The 19,361-nt window shown below is 73.0% G+C and carries 15 protein-coding genes; 6 read left to right on the top strand and 9 right to left on the bottom strand.

All coding sequences use genetic code 11. The annotated features are described in order from the left end of the window. Positions 1–11: 11 nt before the first annotated feature. The 4 genes from IF17_RS0134080 to IF17_RS0134065 all read right to left on the bottom strand — a co-directional run bounded on the left by IF17_RS0134080 (position 12) and on the right by IF17_RS0134065 (position 5,162). The gene (locus IF17_RS0134080; protein WP_030574731.1) at positions 12–1,355 is read right to left on the bottom strand and encodes an AAA domain-containing protein; all 1,344 of its coding nucleotides are present in this window, start codon (positions 1,353–1,355) and stop codon (positions 12–14) included. A 66-nt stretch (positions 1,356–1,421) separates the two neighbouring features. Continuing rightward, on the bottom strand, positions 1,422–3,038 hold the full coding sequence (locus IF17_RS0134075; protein ID WP_030574728.1) for a hypothetical protein: 1,617 nt from the start codon (positions 3,036–3,038) through the stop codon (positions 1,422–1,424). After that, complete coding sequence (locus IF17_RS0134070; RefSeq protein ID WP_244890575.1) at positions 3,029–4,285, bottom strand: hypothetical protein; 1,257 nt, start codon at positions 4,283–4,285, stop codon at positions 3,029–3,031. Before IF17_RS0134070 ends, IF17_RS0134075 begins: the two co-directional genes overlap by 10 nt. Further along, positions 4,173–5,162: a phosphatase PAP2 family protein gene (locus tag IF17_RS0134065; protein ID WP_030574721.1), complete on the bottom strand. Its 990-nt coding sequence runs from the start codon at positions 5,160–5,162 to the stop codon at positions 4,173–4,175. Before IF17_RS0134065 ends, IF17_RS0134070 begins: the two co-directional genes overlap by 113 nt. A gap of 241 nt (positions 5,163–5,403) precedes the next feature. Here IF17_RS0134065 and IF17_RS0134060 point away from each other — a divergent pair, with 241 nt between their 5' ends. Beyond that, positions 5,404–6,003, top strand: a complete 600-nt coding sequence (locus IF17_RS0134060) for a histidine phosphatase family protein (protein WP_030574719.1) — start codon at positions 5,404–5,406, stop codon at positions 6,001–6,003. Between the two features lie 208 nt (positions 6,004–6,211). On the opposite strand, the gene IF17_RS0134055 is transcribed toward IF17_RS0134060, so the two are convergent. Next, positions 6,212–7,600: an NsdA family TPR-like regulatory protein gene (locus tag IF17_RS0134055; protein ID WP_030574709.1), complete on the bottom strand. Its 1,389-nt coding sequence runs from the start codon at positions 7,598–7,600 to the stop codon at positions 6,212–6,214. A 252-nt stretch (positions 7,601–7,852) separates the two neighbouring features. On the opposite strand from IF17_RS0134055, the gene IF17_RS0134050 reads away from it, so the two are divergent. Both IF17_RS0134050 and IF17_RS0134045 read left to right on the top strand, forming a co-directional pair. After that, positions 7,853–8,317 (top strand): hypothetical protein, encoded by a 465-nt coding sequence (locus tag IF17_RS0134050; protein ID WP_030574706.1) that lies wholly within the window; start codon positions 7,853–7,855, stop codon positions 8,315–8,317. A gap of 113 nt (positions 8,318–8,430) precedes the next feature. Next, a complete protein-coding gene (locus tag IF17_RS0134045; RefSeq protein ID WP_030574704.1) occupies positions 8,431–9,327 on the top strand; it encodes a spermidine synthase in 897 nt (298 codons plus the stop codon). A gap of 8 nt (positions 9,328–9,335) precedes the next feature. Here IF17_RS0134045 and IF17_RS0134040 read toward each other — a convergent pair whose 3' ends face one another. Beyond that, positions 9,336–9,917, bottom strand: a complete 582-nt coding sequence (locus IF17_RS0134040) for a hypothetical protein (RefSeq protein ID WP_030574702.1) — start codon at positions 9,915–9,917, stop codon at positions 9,336–9,338. A gap of 143 nt (positions 9,918–10,060) precedes the next feature. Between IF17_RS0134040 and IF17_RS0134035 the strand changes: the two genes are divergently transcribed. The 3 genes from IF17_RS0134035 (at position 10,061) to IF17_RS0134025 (ending at position 13,904) form a co-directional block, all read left to right on the top strand. Next, positions 10,061–10,792 carry a response regulator transcription factor gene (locus tag IF17_RS0134035; RefSeq protein ID WP_030574698.1) on the top strand — a complete coding sequence of 244 codons (732 nt, stop codon included), beginning with the start codon at positions 10,061–10,063 and terminating at the stop codon, positions 10,790–10,792. Then, on the top strand, positions 10,789–12,255 hold the full coding sequence (locus IF17_RS0134030; protein WP_030574695.1) for a sensor histidine kinase: 1,467 nt from the start codon (positions 10,789–10,791) through the stop codon (positions 12,253–12,255). Before IF17_RS0134035 ends, IF17_RS0134030 begins: the two co-directional genes overlap by 4 nt. A gap of 158 nt (positions 12,256–12,413) precedes the next feature. Next, positions 12,414–13,904, top strand: a complete 1,491-nt coding sequence (locus tag IF17_RS0134025) for a cellulose binding domain-containing protein (RefSeq protein WP_030574692.1) — start codon at positions 12,414–12,416, stop codon at positions 13,902–13,904. 98 nt (positions 13,905–14,002) lie between these two features. On the opposite strand, the gene IF17_RS0134020 is transcribed toward IF17_RS0134025, so the two are convergent. The 3 genes from IF17_RS0134020 to aspT (IF17_RS0134010) are packed head-to-tail and all read right to left on the bottom strand — an operon-like array spanning position 14,003 to position 19,091. Then, a complete protein-coding gene (locus IF17_RS0134020; RefSeq protein WP_030574690.1) occupies positions 14,003–15,673 on the bottom strand; it encodes a bifunctional aspartate transaminase/aspartate 4-decarboxylase in 1,671 nt (556 codons plus the stop codon). Positions 15,674–15,697: 24 nt separating this feature from the next. Next, positions 15,698–17,401, bottom strand: coding sequence for an aspartate-alanine antiporter (aspT, locus tag IF17_RS0134015; RefSeq protein WP_030574687.1), 1,704 nt, complete (start codon positions 17,399–17,401; stop codon positions 15,698–15,700). Positions 17,402–17,414: 13 nt separating this feature from the next. Beyond that, positions 17,415–19,091 carry an aspartate-alanine antiporter gene (gene aspT / locus IF17_RS0134010; protein ID WP_030574683.1) on the bottom strand — a complete coding sequence of 559 codons (1,677 nt, stop codon included), beginning with the start codon at positions 19,089–19,091 and terminating at the stop codon, positions 17,415–17,417. Positions 19,092–19,361: the final 270 nt, after the last annotated feature.

The raw sequence follows: 19,361 nt of genomic DNA, 5'->3' as shown, positions 1-19,361 counted from the left end.
CCTTTCCGCCCTTACGTCACCTGGGGCCGCCACCGCACCCGGTGCTCGGCGAGGTGGGCCAGCACCGCGTGGTTCGCCTCCCAGCCGTCCGGGAACTTCACCGTGACGCCGAGCTGGACCGGCTCCGTGGACGGGTGCTCGTCCAGCAGGTCCGCCACCCCTTCCCGGCACACCACGATGCAGGCGTGCCGGTGGCGCGAGGCCAGCACGCACAGGCGGCCCGTCTCCAGGTGGAACGCGGTGGCGTCGGGGCGGCCCGACAGCGGGTGCAGGACCACCGTGACGTCGAACTCGCGGCCCTGGAGGCGGTTCGCCGTGTCCACCGCCACCCCCGTGACGCCCAGCTCGGCGAGGGCCGCCCGCACCGCCGCCGCCTGGTCGCGGTGGGCCGTGCCGACCGCGACCCGGTCCGCCGTCACCGGAACGGGCTGCTCCGCCCGCTCGCTGGTGGCGACGCCGCCCCGGTCCAGCAGCCGCCGGACCACCAGCGCCACCGCCCGTACCGCCTCGGGGTCCGTACGCGGGGTGTGCCGGGCCGGCAGCTCCAGCAGCCCCCACCCGGCCTCGGCCGCCTCGTCCAGCACCCGGTCCGGGCCCGACCCGTCCGATGCCACCCCGAACGAGAGCTTCCGGTCCCCGTGGTCCGTACCGCTGCGGAACGGCGTGTACGGGTAGAACGCGTCCGACACCAGCGGCGCCGCCGACGCCGGGAGCCGCCAGGAGACCGGCAGCCGGTGCTGCGGCAGCTCCGGGTTGTGCGCGAGCAGCGTGGAGACCGCGCTCGCCGACGGGTCGTAGCTCAGCCCCGCCCACTGGTCCGCGCCCACGATCGAGAACGGGTCCAGCTGCCCCGGGTCCCCGACGAACAGCGCCCGTTCGAACAGCCCGGCCACGGCCAGCAGCGCGTCGGACCGCATCTGGTACGCCTCGTCGACGATGGCGTGCCCCCACGGCTCCACGTTCTTCACGTGTGCCCACTTGGCCGCCGTCGAGATCACGATGTCCAGCCCGGCCAGATCGGCCGCCTTCGCCGACTTGCGTACGTTGTCCAGCCCGTCCAGCACCTTGTCGTACGGGTCGGAGTCGCTGCTGTGCAGCCGGCCCACCGGAAGCTCCGGGTCCTTCTCCGCGAGCCGCACCACCAGGTCGTCGACCTGGGCGTTGGTCTGCGCGATCACCATCAGCGGGTGCCCGGCGGCGGCCAGCTCCAGGGCGGCCCGGACCACCAGGGTCGACTTCCCGGCGCCGGGCGGGGAGTCCACGACGATGCCGCGGGCGGAGCCGCGCAGGGTGTCGTCGAGGATCGCCCCGGTCGCCCGCGCCGCCTCCGCACCGGGGTCGAAGCCGGTCCTCACAGCAGGCACTCCGTGGTGACGGGGGTCGGGGTCACAGCAGGCACTCCGTGGTGACGGGGGTCGGGGTCACAGCAGGTCCTCCGGGGTCACGGGGTCGGGGTGTTCGGCGCGGGTGGCGGCGTCCGCGCCCGGCGGGCCGCCATGGGTCCACGGGGTCTCCTCCGGGTCGGGCAGCTTCGGCCCGCCGCGCTGGTCGTGCTCGAACAGCGTCCAGGCGATCCGCTCACCCGGCTCCGGCAGCGAACCGGGCGCGGGCTCCTTGCCCCGCCCCATCCGGTCCATGATCCGCAGGACGAGCAGCACCTCGCCCTCCTGGTCCGGCTCCTGGGCATACCGTACGAACTCCGCCGTCTGCGGCTTGCCGTCCAGCGAGCGGTACACCTTGGTCCGCTCGCCCAGGTGCGGCCGCTCGTCCGTGCGGAGGGTGACCAGCGGGCGCGGGGAGGGCCGCTTGGACTCGGTGTACGCCATCTCGACGTCGGTCACGTCCGCCAGGAACGCCTCGCCCGCCAGCCGCCGCCCCGCCAGGACCAGCGGGTCGTCGAGCGCCTCCTGGGCCTCCAGCTGGGCCTGCGCGGTCTCCCGGGAGGCGAGCTTCTGCGCGGCCGTCACCGCGTCGTCGCGGCGCGGTTGCGGCGGCTCGCCGGAGCTGACCCGGTCCCGGTGGGCGGTGAACGACCAGCGGTCGCGGGTCCAGCGGTCCTCGGCCCGGGATCCTTCGGGCAGCTCGCGCAGCAGGTCGAGGCCCTGCCACACCTTGTCCCAGGTCGGCAGCATCACCTTCGCGAGGAGGGAGCGGATCTCGCGCTCGGCGGTGCTCAGCTCACCGAGCCGCCCGTCCGCCGCCAGCCCGTCCTCGGCCGCGGCGAGCGCCTGACGGGCCCGGTCGTACGTCTCGATGGCGGGGGCGAGGAGCCGGTTGTCGAAGGCCGGGTCGGTGGCGGGTCCGGCGGGCGGGCAGAGGAGCTGCCCGTGCTGGTCGCGGCCCAGCTCGGCGGCGAGGGCGGCCTCCGCGCCGCTCGCGCCCCCCGGCGGGTCGATCCAGGCTAGCAGCGCCCCCAGGTGCTGGTCCTCCAGGCTGCTCTGGCCGGTCGCCCAGTGCCGGTTCAGCAGGTCCGTGGCGGCGAGCAGCAGCGAGGAGCCGGGCACCCGGGCCCGCTCCCCGTAGTGCGTGAGCCAGCGGCCGAGCAGCGGGACGCGCGCGGGGGCCGGGTACGGCGTCTCCGGGTCGTCCTCGGCGGTCCGGCGGAACCGCATGGAGCGGCCGAGGAGGCGCACGAACTCGATGCCCGCCCGGCTCGGCACGATCAGCTGTGGGGCGTCCGTGCAGAGCTCGACCTCGACCTTGGTCTTCTTGCCGGTCGCCGGATCGGTCTCGTTGCGCTCGGCGGGCTCGACCACGTCCGCGTACGCCTCGATGTGCGGCAGCACCGCCTCCGCCAGCTCGGCCAGGAACGCGAACCGCAGGTCCCGGTCGCGCGGCTGGGCGACGGCCAGCAGCCGGGGCGCCTCGCGGTCCGTGCCGACCAGGGCGCCGAGCGGGGCCCCGGCCTCCCCGGCGGTGGTCAGCGGCACGATCACCAGGGGCCGGTCGGTGAGATGGCGGTGGCGGACGGTGGCCAACGGCTGGGCGCGGCCCGAGTCGACCGCCTCCAGCCGGGCGAGGGTGGTGATCAGCGACATGCGGCGCCCGCCTCTTCCGGAGCCTGCCCGCGCACGGCCGCCGCACCCTCCGGCGCCTGGGCGCGCAGGGCGGCCGCGCTCTCCAGCGCCTCGGCCCGCAGGGCGGCGGCCCGGCGCAGGGCGGCCACGGTCGGGTCGGCGGGGTCGCCCTCCTTGCCCGCGGCGGCGGCCAGCACCCCGGCCACCGTGGTCAGCCCGCCCAGCTCCCCGCGCACACTCCGCCCGAGCGTCTCCACGGCCCCCTCGGCCCGGGACCGCGCCCGGCAGTGGAAGGCCAGCTCGCAGGCGGCCAGGCACTCGGGGGCGTAGGCGGCGGTGACGGAGGAGACGGCGGACTCCAACTCCTGCGGCGAGCACGCCGGGTCGAAGGTCGTGCCCTCCGGGAGGGCGTCAGCGATGTCCTCGATGCGGGTGAGGCGGGTCAGCTGGCGGCGGGTCACGGCGCGCTGCTTGCGTACGTCGACGACGGAGGCGGTCGGCAGGTTGGAGAAGTCCTTGGGGCAGACCAGGAGCACCTGGTGGCCGACCTCGGCCCCCTCGGTCACCGCCGCGACCCGCTCCAGCGCCAGCACGTACACCGCGGCCTGGCGGGCGGCGGCCCCGACCTTCGCGGCGTCGGCGGAGGCGTCGATCATCGGGAACGACTTGATCTCGACCACGGTCCAGCGGCCGTCGGGGTGCACCACCACCGCGTCCGGCTCCAGATAGGCGGGGGAGCCCGCCACCTCCAGGGCCAGCATCGGGTGGTCCAGCAGCGCCCAGCCGCCCGCTGCCGTCGCCTCGCGCAGCGCGAGCGCGGTCCGCGCGGCCCGGCCCTCGGGCCCTGCGGCGCTCAGGTCGGGCGTGGCGGCGTCCGGGCCGGGGGCGGGGGAGGAGCCGCCGAGCCGCTCGTACAGCAGGCGCAGCAGCTCGGCCCCGCCGTCCGCCTTGACCTTCGCCTCGAACGCGTTCCCCCGCATGAAGGCGAACTGGGACTGCCCGAACGGGGCGGGCGAGCCGAGCGCGGTGGCCAGCACCCCCTTGTCGACCCCGGCGCCGTCGAGCAGGGCGCGGCGCTTGCAGCCGGGATTGGCGGCGAGAGCGGCGAGCGCGCGGGCGTCGAGCGGATGCGGGGCGACGGAGGGGCCGCGCAGCTCAGCGAGCCGCTGCCGGAGCGTCGTCGTCGGCCGGGGCGCCGGTCGCTGCGCCCGGACCTGCGCCGGTCGCTCTGCCTGGACCTGCGCCGTCGGCTGCCGCGTCGGGGGAATCTGCGGAGGAGGTCCGCTGGCCGGGGATTCGCTCACCCGCGGAAGTCTTGCATCCGGCACTGACAATCGGGGACTTCACGGGCTCGGAGACGGTACGCACGGTGGCGAAGGCGGTCCCCAGACGCCCCTTCACCCGGTCGGCCAGCCGCATGACCGGCCTGGTCAGCAGGGCTCCGAGCCCCATCACGGCGCCGCCCGCGACCGCGTCCAGGAAATAGTGGTTGGCGGTGCCCATGACGATGACCGTGGTGACCAGGGGGTACGCGATGCCGGCGGCCCGCAGCAGGGGGTGCCGGGCGTGGCGCCACAGGAGGATGCCGCACCACAGGGACCAGCCGACGTGCAGGCTCGGCATGGCCGCGTACTGGTTGGTCATCCCGCTCAGCCCGCGCGGGGCGCTCGCGCCGGCGCCCCACCAGCCGTACGCGCTGTACTGCGCCATCGTGTCGACGAAGCCGTGGCTCGCGTCCAGCAGCCGGGGCGGGCAGGTCGGCACCAGGGTGAAGCCGATCAGACCGAGCAGGGTCGAGTTCATCAGCCAGACCCGGGCCGCCCGGTACGCGGCCGATCTGCGCCGGAACATCCAGATCAGGATCGCCGGGGTGACCAGGTAGTGCAGGGAGGCGTACGCGAAGTCGGCGGGTATGCCTATGGAGGGGGTGCTGGTGAAGAGACGGTTCAGCGGGTGCTCGGCATTGAGGTGGAACGCCTGCTCGAACCGGAGGATCGCCAGGCCGTTGTCGACCGCCATCGACACATCGCCGCGCACCAGGAGGCGGCCCATCGAGTACAGGCCGTACACCACCGCGATCAGTGGGAGTTCCGTCCACCAGCGGGGCCGGTGACCGGTCGCGGGCAGGGCGGTGGCGTGCGGCATCCGGTGGCTCCCCCATGTTCATGCGGCCGACGGCGGGCGTTCAACCGTAAGGCGGAGGTAAGCCGCCGACGCCCCCGGGGGTCCCCTTCCGGACGTCCCGTACGCAACCTGCCCCGTCGCGGCTCCGGTACCGCGGCGGACGGTCGCTCACAGAGGGACGTCGCCACCGCCCCGGAGGTTGCCTCGGGCGGCGGTACGGGATGATGGAAGGCCCAGCACCACCGTTCCAGGGAGAGCCTTCATGGCACCGCGCATCCTGCTCGCTCGGCATGGCCAGACCCAGTGGTCGGTCCAGGGCAACCACACCGGCAGGACGGACATCCCGCTCCTGGACACCGGCCGCGAGGGCGCGAAGCTGCTCGGCGAACGGCTGCACCGGGCGCCCTGGGGCGGTCTGCCCGGCGTCGAGGTCCGCACCAGCCCGCTCGTCCGGGCGTCCGAGACGTGCGAGCTCGCCGGGTTCGGGGAGCGGGCGGAGCCGTGGGACGCGCTGATGGAGTGGGACTACGGGGCGTACGAGGGGCTCACCCCGGCGCAGATCAAGGCGGACCGGCCGGACTGGCTGATCTGGCGCGACGGGGTCCCGGAGGGGGAGTCCCTCGCGGAGATCACCGCCCGGGCGGACGAGGTGGTGGAGTGGGCGCGCTCGGCCGACCGGGACGTGCTGGTCTTCGCCCACGGCCACATCCTGCGGGTGCTCGCCGCGCGCTGGCTGGGCGAGGACGTGTCCTTCGGCGCCCGCCTGCGCCTGGAGCCGACGTCACTGTCGGTGCTGGCCTGGGCGTACGGCCTCCCGGCCCTGGAACGCTGGAACGACACGGGGCACCTGGAGGGCTTTTAAGCCTGTCCGGCGCCTTTCCCAGCCCGTCCGGCGTTCGAGGACGGACCCCCGGGCCCACCCGGGCCCGCCGCTGGACGGAACCCTTGCGCATTCCAGCCCGTCCGGCGTTTGAGGACGGAACCGTCGAGCACGTTCCGGGCGCACGCATGGATCTCCCGCGCCACGGGATCCGCAGGGGCGCCCGCCCACCCGGGCAAGGGCTCCGTCCTCAAACGCCGGACGGGCTTGATGTGGTCGACTCCCGGTGGCGGGTCAGGAAAGACGTCGCCGCCGACACCCCACCCGCCCGAGCCTCCAGCACCCGTACCGCCCCCGCCACCATCCCCCGGATCCGCGAGGACTGGACCCGGTCCAGCAGGTCCAGCACCTGGTGGCCCGTCGCCGCCGCCTCCTCCACCCGCCCCGCCCGCGCCAGGTCCCCCGTCAGCTGCGCCCGGTACAGCGCCAGGTTCCGGGTGAAGTGCGCGTCCTGGAGCGCCGCCGCCCGCCGCCCGTGCCGCGCCGCCCGGGACCAGTCGCCCAGCGCCGACCAGCACTGCGCCTCCAGCAGCTCCAGCTCCGCCTCCCGGAAGAAGCTCATCCACTCCGGGTCACCCCCGGCGGCCCCCCGCTCGAACGCCGCCCGGGCCCGCCCGATCGCCCGGTCGCACCCCGTACGGTCCCCGAGCCCCGCCCGGCCCCCCGCCTCCCGCAGCGCGAGCAGCGCCAGCAGCCGGGGCGAGCCCAGCGTGCGGGCCGCCCGCTGCCCGGCCTCGGCCGCCCGTACCGCCTCCCGGGGCCGCCCCGCGTCCCGCGCCAGGAACGACGTGTTGCAGAACGCGTGCGCCTCAAGACCCGCGTCCCCCGCCAGCCGCGCCGTCGCCAGCGCCTCCGCGTAGTGCGAGCGCGCGTCGCCGAACCGCCCCGAGTCATGGGCCAGCCACCCCACCGAGATGGCCAGCTCGCCCGCCCCCGCGTGCAGCCGGTCCGCGGTCGCCCGCCGGGTGGTGGTCCCGGCGTCCAGCAGCTCGTACGCCGCCTTCAGCGGCCGCGAGGCCTGCCGGTAGAGCCCGTCCGCCCCGTGCCGGTCGTCCAGCACCCGGATCCGCCGTACCGCCTGCTCCACGGCGTCCACCTCGCTCTCACCGACCCGGCGCTGCGCGGGCAGGGAGATCCTGGCGGCGGAGGCGGGCGCCCCGCCGAGCCCCAGGGAAGCGGCGGCCACCGTGGCCGTGCCGCTCATCATGAACACGCGACGCAGCACGTCGCTCTCCTCGTCGGTGTGGTGGGACCCGCCGGGTTCGGGGGGCGCGGCGGGCTCGGGCGGCGGCGGCTCGGAGACGACCCGTGCCCCCCGCCCCCGTACGCTCTCGCGGGCCGAGAACCCCAGGTCGGCCAGGGAGGCCCCGGGGAACATGTGCAGGAAGACCCGTTCGTACGCGTAGTTGGGACAGCGGATCTCCCCGGACTCCACGCGTCCGATGTACCGGGCATCGCACGCGACCTGCTCGCCGATCTCCCGCGCCGCCCGGCGGACGGCGGCCGCGAACTCTCCTGCGGAGCGCTGTCCGCGCAGCTGGCGGAAGACGAGGTTGGGAACTGCCCCTGTCGACACCATGGCCGGCCCCTCTCTGGTGCAAGCGGTGCAAGCCGGGTTCTGCTTTCCGGTGTCCCGGCGGAGCAAGAACGTACCTGCTGTGACGGGGAACACACACGGGCATTCGTGATATATGCGGGCATCCCGCCCGCGATCCGCCATGAACTGCCACCCTTTGCGGCGGTGTGGCCCCGTAGCCCTTGACGCTCCGCCGCCGTTGGTCCATGTGGAGACGGAGTGTGGCTCCGTTCGGCGATGAGAGGAGGGGTTCCCTTGCTGCACATCGGCATGGAGACCGGCTCACGGACGACCGCGACGAACCCGGACGCGACGAACCCGACGACGACCACGACCCCCACCACCCCGACCACGGGCCCCGCCCCTGCGGACCAGCCCTGCGACCTCGTCACCGTCCCCGCCCGCCAAGGGCTGGAGGCCGTCGACATCCTCCGCCGCGGCCGGGACCACGAGGCCGTCGGCCCGGTCCTGCACAACGGCGCCTGCGACACCCTCGGCTTCATCGTCCCGCCCGGCACCGCCGACGCCTGGGACGTACCGGGCAGCGCCTGTACGCGCACCGACGGCCGCGGGCTGCGCCTCCCCACCACCCCGCCCGCCGCCGGCGCCGGCTGGCTGCTCCCGCCCGCCGAGGACGCCCCGGTCACCGACCCCGCCGTACTCCGCGCCGCCCTCGACCAGGCGGCCCGCCTGCTGGAGGCGGCCGACGGCTGCAACTGAGCGGGCGCCCGCAACCGAGCCCCCTCCTGGCGCTGCGCCCATAATGGCCGGACGGGCGGACACCTCCGCCGCTGCCGGTATCCCGGGCCCCCGACCAGCAAGGACCAGCGCACGTGGCACGACGAGGAGCGTCGACCGGGGGCAAGAAGGACCGCCGCGGCGCGGGCCGGGCCGAGCGCGAACCCTTCTCCGGTCCCGTCGACAGCGGTCTCGCCGAGCTCATACCCGACCGGGAGCGCCCGGACGGCTGGACGCTGCTGCTGGACGGCGCCCCGCAGTCCCACGTGGACCTCGGCGACCCCGCCCACCTCTCCTTCGCCTACCAGCGCCGGCTCGGCCACATCATCGACCTCGCCGCGCCCCCGCTCCAGCCCTTGAACGTCCTGCACCTCGGCGGCGGCGCCTTCACCCTCGCCCGGTACACCGCCGCCACCCGCCCCCGCTCCACCCAGCAGGTCGTGGAGGTCGACGCGGCCCTCGTCCAGCTCGTCCGCGACCGGCTCCCGCTGGACCCGCAGGCCCGCGTACGGGTCCGGGCGCTGGACGCCCGCGAAGGGCTGGGCAAGTTCCCGGACGGCTGGGCGGACCTGGTCATCGCGGACGTCTTCAGCGGCGCCCGGACCCCGGCCCACCTGACCTCCGCCGAATTCCTCACCGCCGTACGCCGGGTGCTGAAGCCGGGCGGGCAGTACGCCGCGAACCTCGCGGACGGGCCCCCGCTCGCCCACCTGCGCGGCCAGGTGGCCACGGCCGCCGCCGTCTTCCCCGAACTGGCGCTCGCCGCCGACCCCGTGGTCTGGCGCGGCCGCCGCTTCGGCAACGCGGTCCTGCTCGCCTCCGCCCTGCCCCTGGCGGTCGCCGAGTTCACCCGCCGGGTGGCGAGCGACCCGCACCCCGGCCGGGTCGAACACGGGCGGGGCCTCACGGACTTCACCGGGGGCGCGGCGGTCGTCACGGACGCGGCGGCCAAGCCGTCACCCGCGCCGCCGCCGTCCGTCTTCGAGACGTAGCGAACGGCTTACGGTTCGACGACCTGCACCGTCGGCGGCGTCCCGTTCCAGGTGCAGAACACGGAGTACGTCTTCCCGTCCACGCCGCCCCCGTCGCTGAAGTCCACCCGGATCCAGGCGTCGTTCGTCCACACCTGCATCGACCAGCCCGGCTCCGGCGTCGCCGAGACCAGCTTCGCCGAGCTCTTCCCCAGCTCGAACACGACCCGGCCACCGTCGGTGCGGTACCCCTTCACCTCGCCGGAGTTCGCGGCGGGCTTGGGCGAGGCCGGAGAGGCGGCCGGGGCGCTCGACGGCGTACGGGAGGGGCGCGCGGCCGACGGTGACGGGCTCGCGCTGCCGCTGTCCGCCGAGGGAGAGGAGGGGGAGGGCGAGGGCGACGGCGAGGAGCGGTGCGTCGACGAGACGAGCGGGTCCTCGGTGGACTGCCCGATCCGCTGAGGGGCCCCCGCGCCCACGGAGATGGGCACGGCCCGGGGCGGGTCGTACGCCGTCCCCGTCATGACCGTGTGCACACCCCACCACGACAGCGTGACCGCCGCGCCGGTGGCGAGCGACCACGCGAGCGCGTGTACGAGTCCTCGTTGCATCCGGCACATCCTGCACCACGCACACCTTGACTGTCCCCTTCCGGTACGTCTCATTCCGTTGACGTTCCGGCCTTTGCGGAGGATTCCGGCGAGGTGGGACGGGGCAGGGACCCGGCCCGACCGGATGGCGTACGGTGCCGCCCATGGCAAGTGTGCTCGTGGTCGAGGACGACCAGTTCGTACGTTCCGCCCTCATCCGGCACCTCAGTGAGGCCTCCCACACGGTACGGAGTGTGGGCACCGCGCTCGAAGCGCTGCGCGAGGTCGCGCACTTCCGCTTCGACGTGGTCATCCTCGATCTCGGGCTGCCCGACCTGGACGGCGCCGAGGCGCTCAAGATGCTGCGGTCCATCACGGACGTCCCGGTCATCATCGCCACCGCCCGGGACGACGAGAGCGAGATCGTCCGGCTGCTCAACGACGGCGCCGACGACTACCTGACCAAACCTTTCTCCGTGGAGCACCTCTCCGCCCGCATGGCCGCCGTCCTGCGCCGCTCCCGCGCGGCCGGAGACCAGGCGCCGCCGCCCCGGGTCATCCGCGTCGGCGGGCTCGCCATCGACCCGCTGCGCCGCCGCGCCGAACTGGACGGGTCTGAACTCGACCTGACCCGCCGCGAGTTCGACCTGCTGACCTTCCTCGCCGGGCGCCCCGGGGTGGTCGTCGCCCGCAAGGAGCTGCTGGCCGAGGTGTGGCAGCAGTCGTACGGCGACGACCAGACCATCGACGTCCACCTTTCCTGGCTCCGCCGCAAGCTCGGAGAGACCGCCGCCCGGCCGCGCTATCTGCACACCCTGCGCGGGGTCGGCGTGAAGCTCCAGCCGCCCGCCGACGCGCCGCCCCCCGGCGCCCCGGCCACGGAGCCGCCCGCATGAGGTGGGCGCTCGTCAAGGTGTGTCTGGCGGTCACCGCCATGGTCGTCATCGCCTTCGCCGTACCGCTCGGTCTGGTCATCCGGGAGATGGCCAGCGACCGGGCCTTCTCCGACGCCGAACGCCAGGCCGCGATGATCGCCCCGGCGCTCTCCATCACCACCGACCGCGAGGAGCTGACCCGGGCCGTCCTCTCCACGGAATCCGGCGACCGGGGCCGGCTCGCCGTCCACGTCCCCGCCCCCGAGAAGGCGGCGGACGGAACCGAGGGCGAGGCGCTGGACATCGGCACCCGGCGGGCGAGCCCCAAGGACGTCGCGACCGTACGGAAGGCGGGCCGCGCCTCCATCACCGAGGTCACCGACGGCTTCGCCCTGCTCCAGCCCACCGCGCTCTCCACCGGGGACATCGCGGTCGTGGAGGTCTTCGTACCCGAGGGCGAGGTCTCCAACGGGGTCGCCACCGCCTGGCTGATCCTGGCCGGGGTCGGCGTCGCCCTGATCGTCGGCTCGGTGGCGGTCGCGGACCGGCTCGGCGTACGGATGGTCCAGCCCGCCCAGCGCCTCGCGGGCGCCGCCCAGGACCTGGGGGAGGGGCGGCTCGGCACCCGGGTTCCCGAGGAGGGCCCCACCGAACTCCGTTCCGCCGCCGTCGCGTTCAACTCCATGGCCGACCAGGTCGTCCAGCTCCTGGCCAACGAGCGCGAGCTCGCCGCCGACCTCTCGCACCGGCTCCGCACCCCGCTCACCGTCCTCCGGCTGAACGCCGCATCGCTCGGCGAGGGCCCGGCGGCCGACCAGACCCGGGCCGCGGTCGAGCAGCTGGAGCACGAGGTCGACACGATCATCCGCACCGCCCGCGAGCAGCGCCCGCAGACCCAGGGCGTCCAGACGGGCGCCGGGGCCGGGTGCGACGCCTCCGAGGTGATCCGGGAGCGGATGGGCTTCTGGTCGGCGCTGGCGGAGGACGAGGGCCGTGAGGTGCGGCTCGCGGGAGTGGACCGTACGGTACGCATCCCCGTCGCCCGCCCCGAACTGGCCGCCGCCCTCGACGCGTTGCTCGGCAACGTCTTCCGCCACACCCCCGAGGGCACCGCCTTCGCCGTCGACGTCCACCACAGCGGCGACGCGGTCATCGTCCTCGTCTCCGACGCGGGCCCCGGCATCGCCGACCCGGAGGCGGCCCTGGCCCGGGGCGCCAGCGGCACCACCAAGCCGGGCGCGGTCGGCTCCACCGGCCTCGGCCTGGACATCGTGCGCCGGGTCGCCGAGTCCACCGGCGGCGACCTGCGCATCGGCCGCTCCGTGCTCGGCGGCACGGAGGTCCGCATCTGGATAGGCCTGCACGGCAGCACCCCGGACCGCGGCCGCCGCGGCCACGGCCGCCGAGTCGCCCGCCGCTTCGGCCGCCCCCGCCGCAAGGAGCCCCGCACCACGGCCGGTCCCGCCACCTCAGGGCCCTCTTAGCCGCACCTTAAGCGCACCCTAAGAACATCAACTCCGGTCCGTAAAGCCCGCTTTGCCCGTTCCGCTGCCGCTAGCGTGCTCCTCGCGAACCCCGAAAGGGATCCGCAGGACGCAGAGCACGCACACAGCACGAACACAGAGGCAGGCAGGGCACGTTGATGGGTTCCCGTACACACCGCCGCACGGCGACCACCCGCACCAAGGCGGTCGGCGCGATCGTCGCCGCCGCGGTCATCGGCGGGACGGTCTTCGCCCTGACCGGTACGGCGCAGGCGGCGGCGGTCGGGGCGGCGTACACCCGCACGAGCGACTGGACCAGCGGCTACACGGGGCAGTACGTCGTCACCAACGAGACGGACAAGACCCTCACCGACTGGACGCTTCAGTTCGAGCTCCCGGCCGGCACGAAGATCGGGTCGCTCTGGAACGGCGAGCACACGGTGCAGGGCAACCGCGTCACCGTGAAGCCCGCGAGCTGGGACAAGGAGCTGGCCCCCGGCAAGTCCGTGACGGTCGGCTTCGTCACCTCGGCCACCGGCACGGCGGGCGACCCGGCCTCCTGCCTCATCAACAACGCCACCTGCTCCACCGGCGGCCCGGCCCCCACCCCCAGCGGCCGCCCCACGGACACCCCCACGACCGGCCCCACCCCCACCTCCTCCGCCACTCCCACCGCGTCCGCGTCCCCCAGCGCGAGCGCATCGACCCCCACGCCGGCCCCCACCGCCACCGGTCGCCCCGGTGGCGGCGGGGAAACCGGCTCCCGGTTCGCCCCCTACATCGACACCTCGCTCTACCCGGCCTACGACCTCCTCGACACCGCGACCAAGACCGGGGTGAACGAGTTCCACCTCGCCTTCATCACCTCCGGCGGCAGCTGCGCCCCCCTCTGGGGCGGCGTCACCGGCCTCGGTGACGACCAAGTGGCCAAGCAGATCAGCGCGCTCCGGGCCAAGGGCGGTGACGTCCGGGTCTCCTTCGGTGGCGCGGCCGGGGCCGAACTGGCCCTGAACTGCTCCTCCTCCGCCGATCTCGCCGCCGCGTACGGCAAGGTCGTCGACGCCTACCAGCTCACCAAGGTCGACTTCGACATCGAGGGCGCCGCCCTGCCCGACGCGGCCGCCAACACCCGCCGCGCCCAGGCGATCGCCCAGCTCCAGAAGAAGTACCCGGACCTGGACGTCGCCTTCACCCTCCCCGTCATGCCCGAGGGGCTGACCCAGCCCGGCGTCGACCTGCTCGCCGATGCGAAGAAGAACGGCGTCCGGGTCGACGCGGTCAACATCATGGCGATGGACTACGGGCCCGCCTACAGCGACGACATGGGCACGTACGCCATCCAGGCGGCGACCGCGACCCAGGCTCAGATCAAGGGTGTCCTCGGGCTCTCCGAGGCCGCCGCGTGGAAGGCCGTCGCCATCACCCCGATGATCGGCGTGAACGACGTCGTCACCGAGATCTTCACGGTCGAGGACGCCACGCAGGTCGTGAAGTTCGCCCAGGAGAAGGGCATCGGCCGCCTGGCCATGTGGTCCGGCACCCGGGACAAGGCGTGCCCGGGCGGGCCCAAGCCGGCCGCCGACGCCACGTGCAGTTCGATCGACCAGGAGCCGCTGGCCTTCACGAAGGCGTTCGCCGCCTACCGCTAGCTCCCACCAGCCACTATGGCCCCCCACGCGCGCGCCCCGGCCCGGTCACCCCACCACTGGCCGGGGCGCGCCCCTTTTCCGCGCCCGAAAAGATGTCCTCAAACGCCGGACGGGCTGGAGGCGCCACCCGCCCGCCACTCCTCCGCGTACTCGTCGAAGATCACCCGCAGATGGTGGCCGATCTTCAGGTAGTCCAGATCGTCCAGGTTGGCCAGCGACACCCGTACCGACCACTCCGGCCCGTCGAAGCCGCCGCCGTTCAGCAGGACCACCGACGTCTGCTCGGCCAGCCGGAACAGCGGGTCCACCGGCTCGTAGTTCGCCTCCAGGAACGCGGCGAACGGCTTGCCGTGGACGCGTTCCGCCTCCGCCAGCAGGTCCAGCTCGATGTAGTACGCCGCCCGCTTCGGGTCCTCGGACACCTTCATGTGCACGCCCTCCAGCAGGAGTTCGAGCCGCTGCTGCACGATGGCCCGGATGCGGTGCTTGTACGCCTGGCCCTCGTCCAGCATGTCGAAGAGCGAGAACAGCGCCATCATCACCTGCTGCGGCAGCGAGAGCCCCGCCGTGTGGTTCAGCGCCACCTGCCGGGAGTCCGCCACCATCCGGTCGATGAACCGCATCTTCTCCGGCTCCAACGACAGTGTTCCGTAACGCCTGTTGAGTCGGTCCTTCTGCTCCGCGTCCTGTTCCTTCAGCATCGCGTCGATCACGTTGTCGTCGTGCAGCGCGATCACCCCGAGCCGCCAGCCGGTCGCCCCGTAGTGCTTGGAGTAGGAGTACACGAGCAGCGTGTTGCGGGGCAGGTCGGCGGCGAGCGAGCGGAAGCCCTCGACGAACGTCCCGTACACATCGTCGGTCACGATGATCAGGTTCGGGTTCCGCTCGCCGACGATGGAGACGATCTGCTCGGTGACCCGGGTGGAGAGCGCCAGCGAGGGCGGATTGCTCGGGTTGACGCAGCAGACCATCTTCACCGACGGGTCCGCCAGCTTGGCGATCTCCTCCTCCGGGTAGCGCCACTGCCGCACCCCGGTCTCGGTGAACAGGTTCGCCTCCACACGGACGACATCGAAGCCGTACGTGTCGAGCTCGGGGATCTCCAGATACGGGGTGAACACCGGGACCATCAGGGCGATCCGGTCGCCCTTCGCCAGGATCCCGTTCTTCATCAGCGAGTCGAAGATGTAGCACATCGCCGCCGTGCCGCCCTCGGTCGCGAACAGGCTCAACGTCTGCCCCTCCGGCGGCCGGTGGTCGAACATCTCGTCCGCCAGGTAGCCCCGCACGATCTGCTCGGTGTGGCGCAGGATCCGGTCCGGCACCGGGTAGTTGTCCCCGATCGAGGAGTCCGCCAGCTCGTGCACGAACGCGTCCCGGTCGAAGCCGAACCGCTTCACCGCCAGATCCACGCTCGCCTTCAGCAGCTCGATGCCGGGCAGCTCCGGATGCGTACGGACGAAGTGCTCGAACCGCTCCGCGCACCCCGCCTCCTCCGGCATCCCGCCGAGATTGTCCGCCGTCCAGACCCGGCGGGACTCGGAGATCGCGAAGTAGCCGAGCGCGTGGTACGCCTCGCGCGGGCCGGTCGCGGTCCAATTGGGGTTGCCGCGGCCCGCGTTGAGCATCGCCCGGGTCGTCTTCCCCTTCTGGCCCGGCTTGTCGCTCTGCGCCTCCGTCGCGATCCGGATGAACTTGTCCTTCAGCTCGAAGGGCGAGAGCTGGGCGAAGGACCGGATCTCTTCCCGGCTGAGCTTGGTCTTGGGCATGGTGGTGTCCGCTCCCGTGCAGGGTCAGTGGTTGAGGATGACGATCACGGCGCCCCACACCGTCAGCAGGACGTTGCCGACGGCGTACGGAATCGTGTAACCGAGGGTGGGGATCTGCGACTTGGAGGTCTCGTTGACGGCGCCGATCGCCGCCGTGGTGGTCTGGCCGCCCGCCAGGACGCCCATCAGGACCGGGAACCGGATCTTCTGGACGTAGTGCCCGACCAGGAACCCCACGATCAGCGGGACCACGGTGGCGACCGCCCCGAAGACCAGCAGGCCCCAGCCGGCCGTGGAGAGGCCGCTGGTGAAGCTCGGGCCCGCGTTGATGCCGACGACGGCGACGAAGAGGCAGAGGCCGAGGGTGTCCATGAACCACTGGGCGCCCGGCGGCACGTTCCCGTACGTCGGGTACTTCCCGCGGATCCACCCGAAGACCAGGCCCATGATCAGCCCGCCGCCCGAGGTGGAGAGCGAGATCGGCACCCCGCCCGCCGTCAGCGCCGGGATGCCGATGCAGCCGCCGAGGAAGATGCCGAGCCCCACCCAGACCATGTCGGTGGCGAAGCTCGTCGGCACCGGCTTGCCGAGCGCCTTGCCCGCCGGGCCGACCAGGCGTTCCGGTCCGGTGAGGATCAACGTGTCGCCGCGCTCCAGCGGGGTGGAGAGCCGGTAGGGGAACGCGGCGCCCGCCCGGTACAGCTTGTCGATGTAGACGCCGACCATGAACGGCTCCCGGCGCACCTCCGCGACCGTCCGCCCGAGGTGGGCCTTCTCCGAGGCGACGACGTGCAGGGTCTCGGTGCGGTAGCCGAGCAGTTCGACGTCGTCGGCCTCGGCGCCGATGTGTGTGACGGGGTCGAAGTCGACCAGGTCGCCCCGGATCGCGCTGACCGCGACGGTGTCGCCGAGCCGGAGCGTACGGGACTGGTCGTGCTCCAGGACCGTCCCGTCCCGGCGGACAGCGGTGAGGTAGATCCGGCGGCCCAGCGCCTTCTGCTGCTCCTCGAAGTCGGCCACCGAGCGGCTCACCAGGTCGGGGCGGTCCACGCGGTACGCGCGCAGCACCACCTCGTAGTAGCCCGCCCCCTCGTCCGGGCTCTCGTCCGGCGCGTCCAGCTCGGCGGCGAGGTCGGCGCTCTCCTTCGCCAGGTCCCTGCGGTACAGCTTGGGCAGCACGTTGGCGAGGAGCATCGCGCAGAGGATGGTGCCCAGCGGGTACGTCACCGCGTACCCGACGGCCACCAGGTTCTCCTGGGTCTTCACCTCGTCGGCCGACAGACCCGGCAGCGTACCGATGGCGTCCTGGGCGACCCCGATCGCGGCCGACTGGGTGAGGGCCCCGCTCATCAGGCCGGCGCCGAGCCCGGGACCGTAACCGAGCAGGCTCGCGAAGAGCCAGGAGACCAGCAGCCCGGTCACACAGACCACGACGGCGTTGACGACCTGCGGCAGGCCGTCCTTCCTGAGCCCCCGGAAGAACTGGGGGCCGACCCGGTAGCCGAGGGCGAACAGGAACATGATGAAGAACAGGTTCTTCACCGTGTCGTCGATGTCGACCTTGAACTGGGCCCCCAGCACCAGCCCCGCCACCAGACAGCCCGTCACCGCCCCCAGCGCGATCGCCCGGTAGCGGACCTTGCCCAGCAGGAAGCCGAGCGCGATGACGAGGAAGACGAGCAGTTCGGGGTGGGGCTGGAAGATGTTCCGGTTCAGGAAGTCGATCATGTCTCCACCCCTCTCAGGCCCCCAGTACGCCGACGAGGATCGGCCCGGTCAGCGGCAGCAGGAAGTTGGAGAGCGTGTACGTGATCGTGTAGCCGAGCAGCGGTACGGAGCTCTGGGCCACCTGGGTGATGGAGGTGATCGCCGGGGTCGAGCACTGCTGTCCGGCGATGGCACCGATCAGCAGCGGCTTCTCGATCTTCAGCAGCTTGCGCCCGACGACGAGAGAGATCGTCGCGGGCACCAGCACCATGGCGATCCCGGCGAACGGCAGCAGCGCCCCGTACTCCTTGAGCAGCGGCCAGGCCTGCGGGCCCGCCGCCAGTCCCGTACAGGCGATGAAGACGGCCAGGCCCATGTCCTTGAGCGTGGTCGCGGCCTGCGGCGGGAAGGCGCCGAAGGTCTGCTTGCGGGAGCGGAACCAGCCGAAGATGAGGCCGGAGATCAGGCAGCCGCCGCCCGTGCCGAGGGACATCGGGACGTCCCCGAGCTTGACCACGATCTGGCCGAGCAGGGAGCCGGCGACGATGCCGAAGCCGATGTAGACGAAGTCGGTGGAGTCGTTCTTGACCACCGCGCCGATCTTGGCGACCAGCTTGCTCAGCCCGCCACGCGCGCCGACCAGGGTGAGGACGTCACCGCGCTGGAGAACGGTCTCCCCGCTGGCGGGGAGGTGCTGGTCGTTGCGGAGGACATCGGTGATGTAGACGCCGTCCTCGCGGAACTCCGGGTGGTTCTTCTCCAGCCGGTCGATGGTCGAACCGGCGGTCGCCTTCTCGGTGACGGCGACCTGGCTGGTGGCCAGCGGGGTGTCGAGCCCCGGCACGGCCGGGGTCTCCGGGCCGATCTCCCGGCCCGCCTCGATGATCGCCGAGCGCCGGCCGACGACCTGGACCAGGTCGCTGAGGGTCAGCTCCAGGCCGGGGGAGGGCGTCAGCAGCTTGCTGCCGCGCTTGATCCCCTCGACGGTGATGTGGCCGCCGAGCCCGGACTCCAGGTCGCCGACGGTACGTCCGTCGGCGAGCGTCACCAGGTAGGTGCGGCCGACCATGCCGGGCAGCGCCTCGCGCTCGTCGGCCTCCAGACCGGCCTGGCCGCCGCGCATCTTCTCCCACAGCTCGCGGGAGGCGTCGGCCAGGTTGATGCGGAGCAGCATCGGCATGATCTGGCTGGTGAAGAGGACGATGGTGATCAGCCCGAACAGGTAGCAGACCGTGTAGGCGGTCGCCACGTGCCCCTGGTACTGGGTGATCTGCTCGGAGGTCAGATCGCTGAGCTTGCCGATCGCCTCGGTGGCCGTCCCCACGACGGCGGACTCGGTGGCCGCGCCCGCCAGGATTCCGGCCGCCGTGCCGACGTCCAGGTCGAAGGCCTTGGCGAGCCCGTAGGCGATACCGAGGACACAGACCAGCTCGATGAAGCAGAGCGCGAAGAACCGCAGGCTGGAGCGGTTGAGGTTGGCGAAGAACTGCGGCCCGGCCATATAGCCGAGCGAGAAGATGAACAGCGCGAAGAAGACGGTCTTCACGTCGTCGTCGACACTGACGTGCCGGGTGCCGATCAGCAGCGACACGATCAGCGTGCCGCAGATGCCGCCGAGCGTGATCGGGCCGACGCGGAGCTTGCCGACCAGGTAGCCGGCGGCGAGACAGAAGAAGAGAGCCAGTTCGGGATGGTCGCGCAGTACGCCCATCCCGCGTCACTCACCCGGTCTGACGTCGGGGACCAGCATGATCAAAGGGGACATAAGGGAGAAATTAACAGGGGTGGGGCCGCCCGGCACGTCGTCCGGCTCCGGCCGCCCCTCCGGTCACCCCTCGTTCACCTCTCGACGGGTGGCCGGGCCCGACGCCCCCGCGTGACGCGGTGGACATCCTTCGGCAACGGAATCGTCTTCAACTCTTGACACCCACCCCCTTGAGGCAGGAACCTTCCGGCATCGGCGCATGGGAGCGCTCCCACA

Origin of the sequence: Streptomyces cyaneofuscatus (genome assembly GCF_000718135.1) — a bacterium.
Taxonomy (GTDB): Bacteria; Actinomycetota; Actinomycetes; order Streptomycetales; family Streptomycetaceae; genus Streptomyces; species Streptomyces cyaneofuscatus.
Note: the sequence above shows the minus strand (reverse complement) of the source record. Positions and strands in the feature narration are given on the sequence as shown.

Excerpts from the sequence above, each read along its gene's own strand:
- IF17_RS0134025 (WP_030574692.1), top strand. The coding sequence starts at position 12,414 with ATGGGTTCCCGTACACACCGCCGCACGGCGACCACCCGCACCAAGGCG.
- IF17_RS0134055 (WP_030574709.1), bottom strand. The coding sequence starts at position 7,600 with ATGGTGTCGACAGGGGCAGTTCCCAACCTCGTCTTCCGCCAGCTGCGC.
- IF17_RS0134075 (WP_030574728.1), bottom strand. The coding sequence starts at position 3,038 with ATGTCGCTGATCACCACCCTCGCCCGGCTGGAGGCGGTCGACTCGGGC.
- IF17_RS0134030 (WP_030574695.1), top strand. The coding sequence starts at position 10,789 with ATGAGGTGGGCGCTCGTCAAGGTGTGTCTGGCGGTCACCGCCATGGTC.
- IF17_RS0134020 (WP_030574690.1), bottom strand. The coding sequence starts at position 15,673 with ATGCCCAAGACCAAGCTCAGCCGGGAAGAGATCCGGTCCTTCGCCCAG.
- aspT (WP_030574683.1), bottom strand. The coding sequence starts at position 19,091 with ATGGGCGTACTGCGCGACCATCCCGAACTGGCTCTCTTCTTCTGTCTC.
- IF17_RS0134035 (WP_030574698.1), top strand. The coding sequence starts at position 10,061 with ATGGCAAGTGTGCTCGTGGTCGAGGACGACCAGTTCGTACGTTCCGCC.
- IF17_RS0134060 (WP_030574719.1), top strand. The coding sequence starts at position 5,404 with ATGGCACCGCGCATCCTGCTCGCTCGGCATGGCCAGACCCAGTGGTCG.
- aspT (WP_030574687.1), bottom strand. The coding sequence starts at position 17,401 with ATGATCGACTTCCTGAACCGGAACATCTTCCAGCCCCACCCCGAACTG.
- IF17_RS0134040 (WP_030574702.1), bottom strand. The coding sequence starts at position 9,917 with ATGCAACGAGGACTCGTACACGCGCTCGCGTGGTCGCTCGCCACCGGC.
- IF17_RS0134065 (WP_030574721.1), bottom strand. The coding sequence starts at position 5,162 with ATGCCGCACGCCACCGCCCTGCCCGCGACCGGTCACCGGCCCCGCTGG.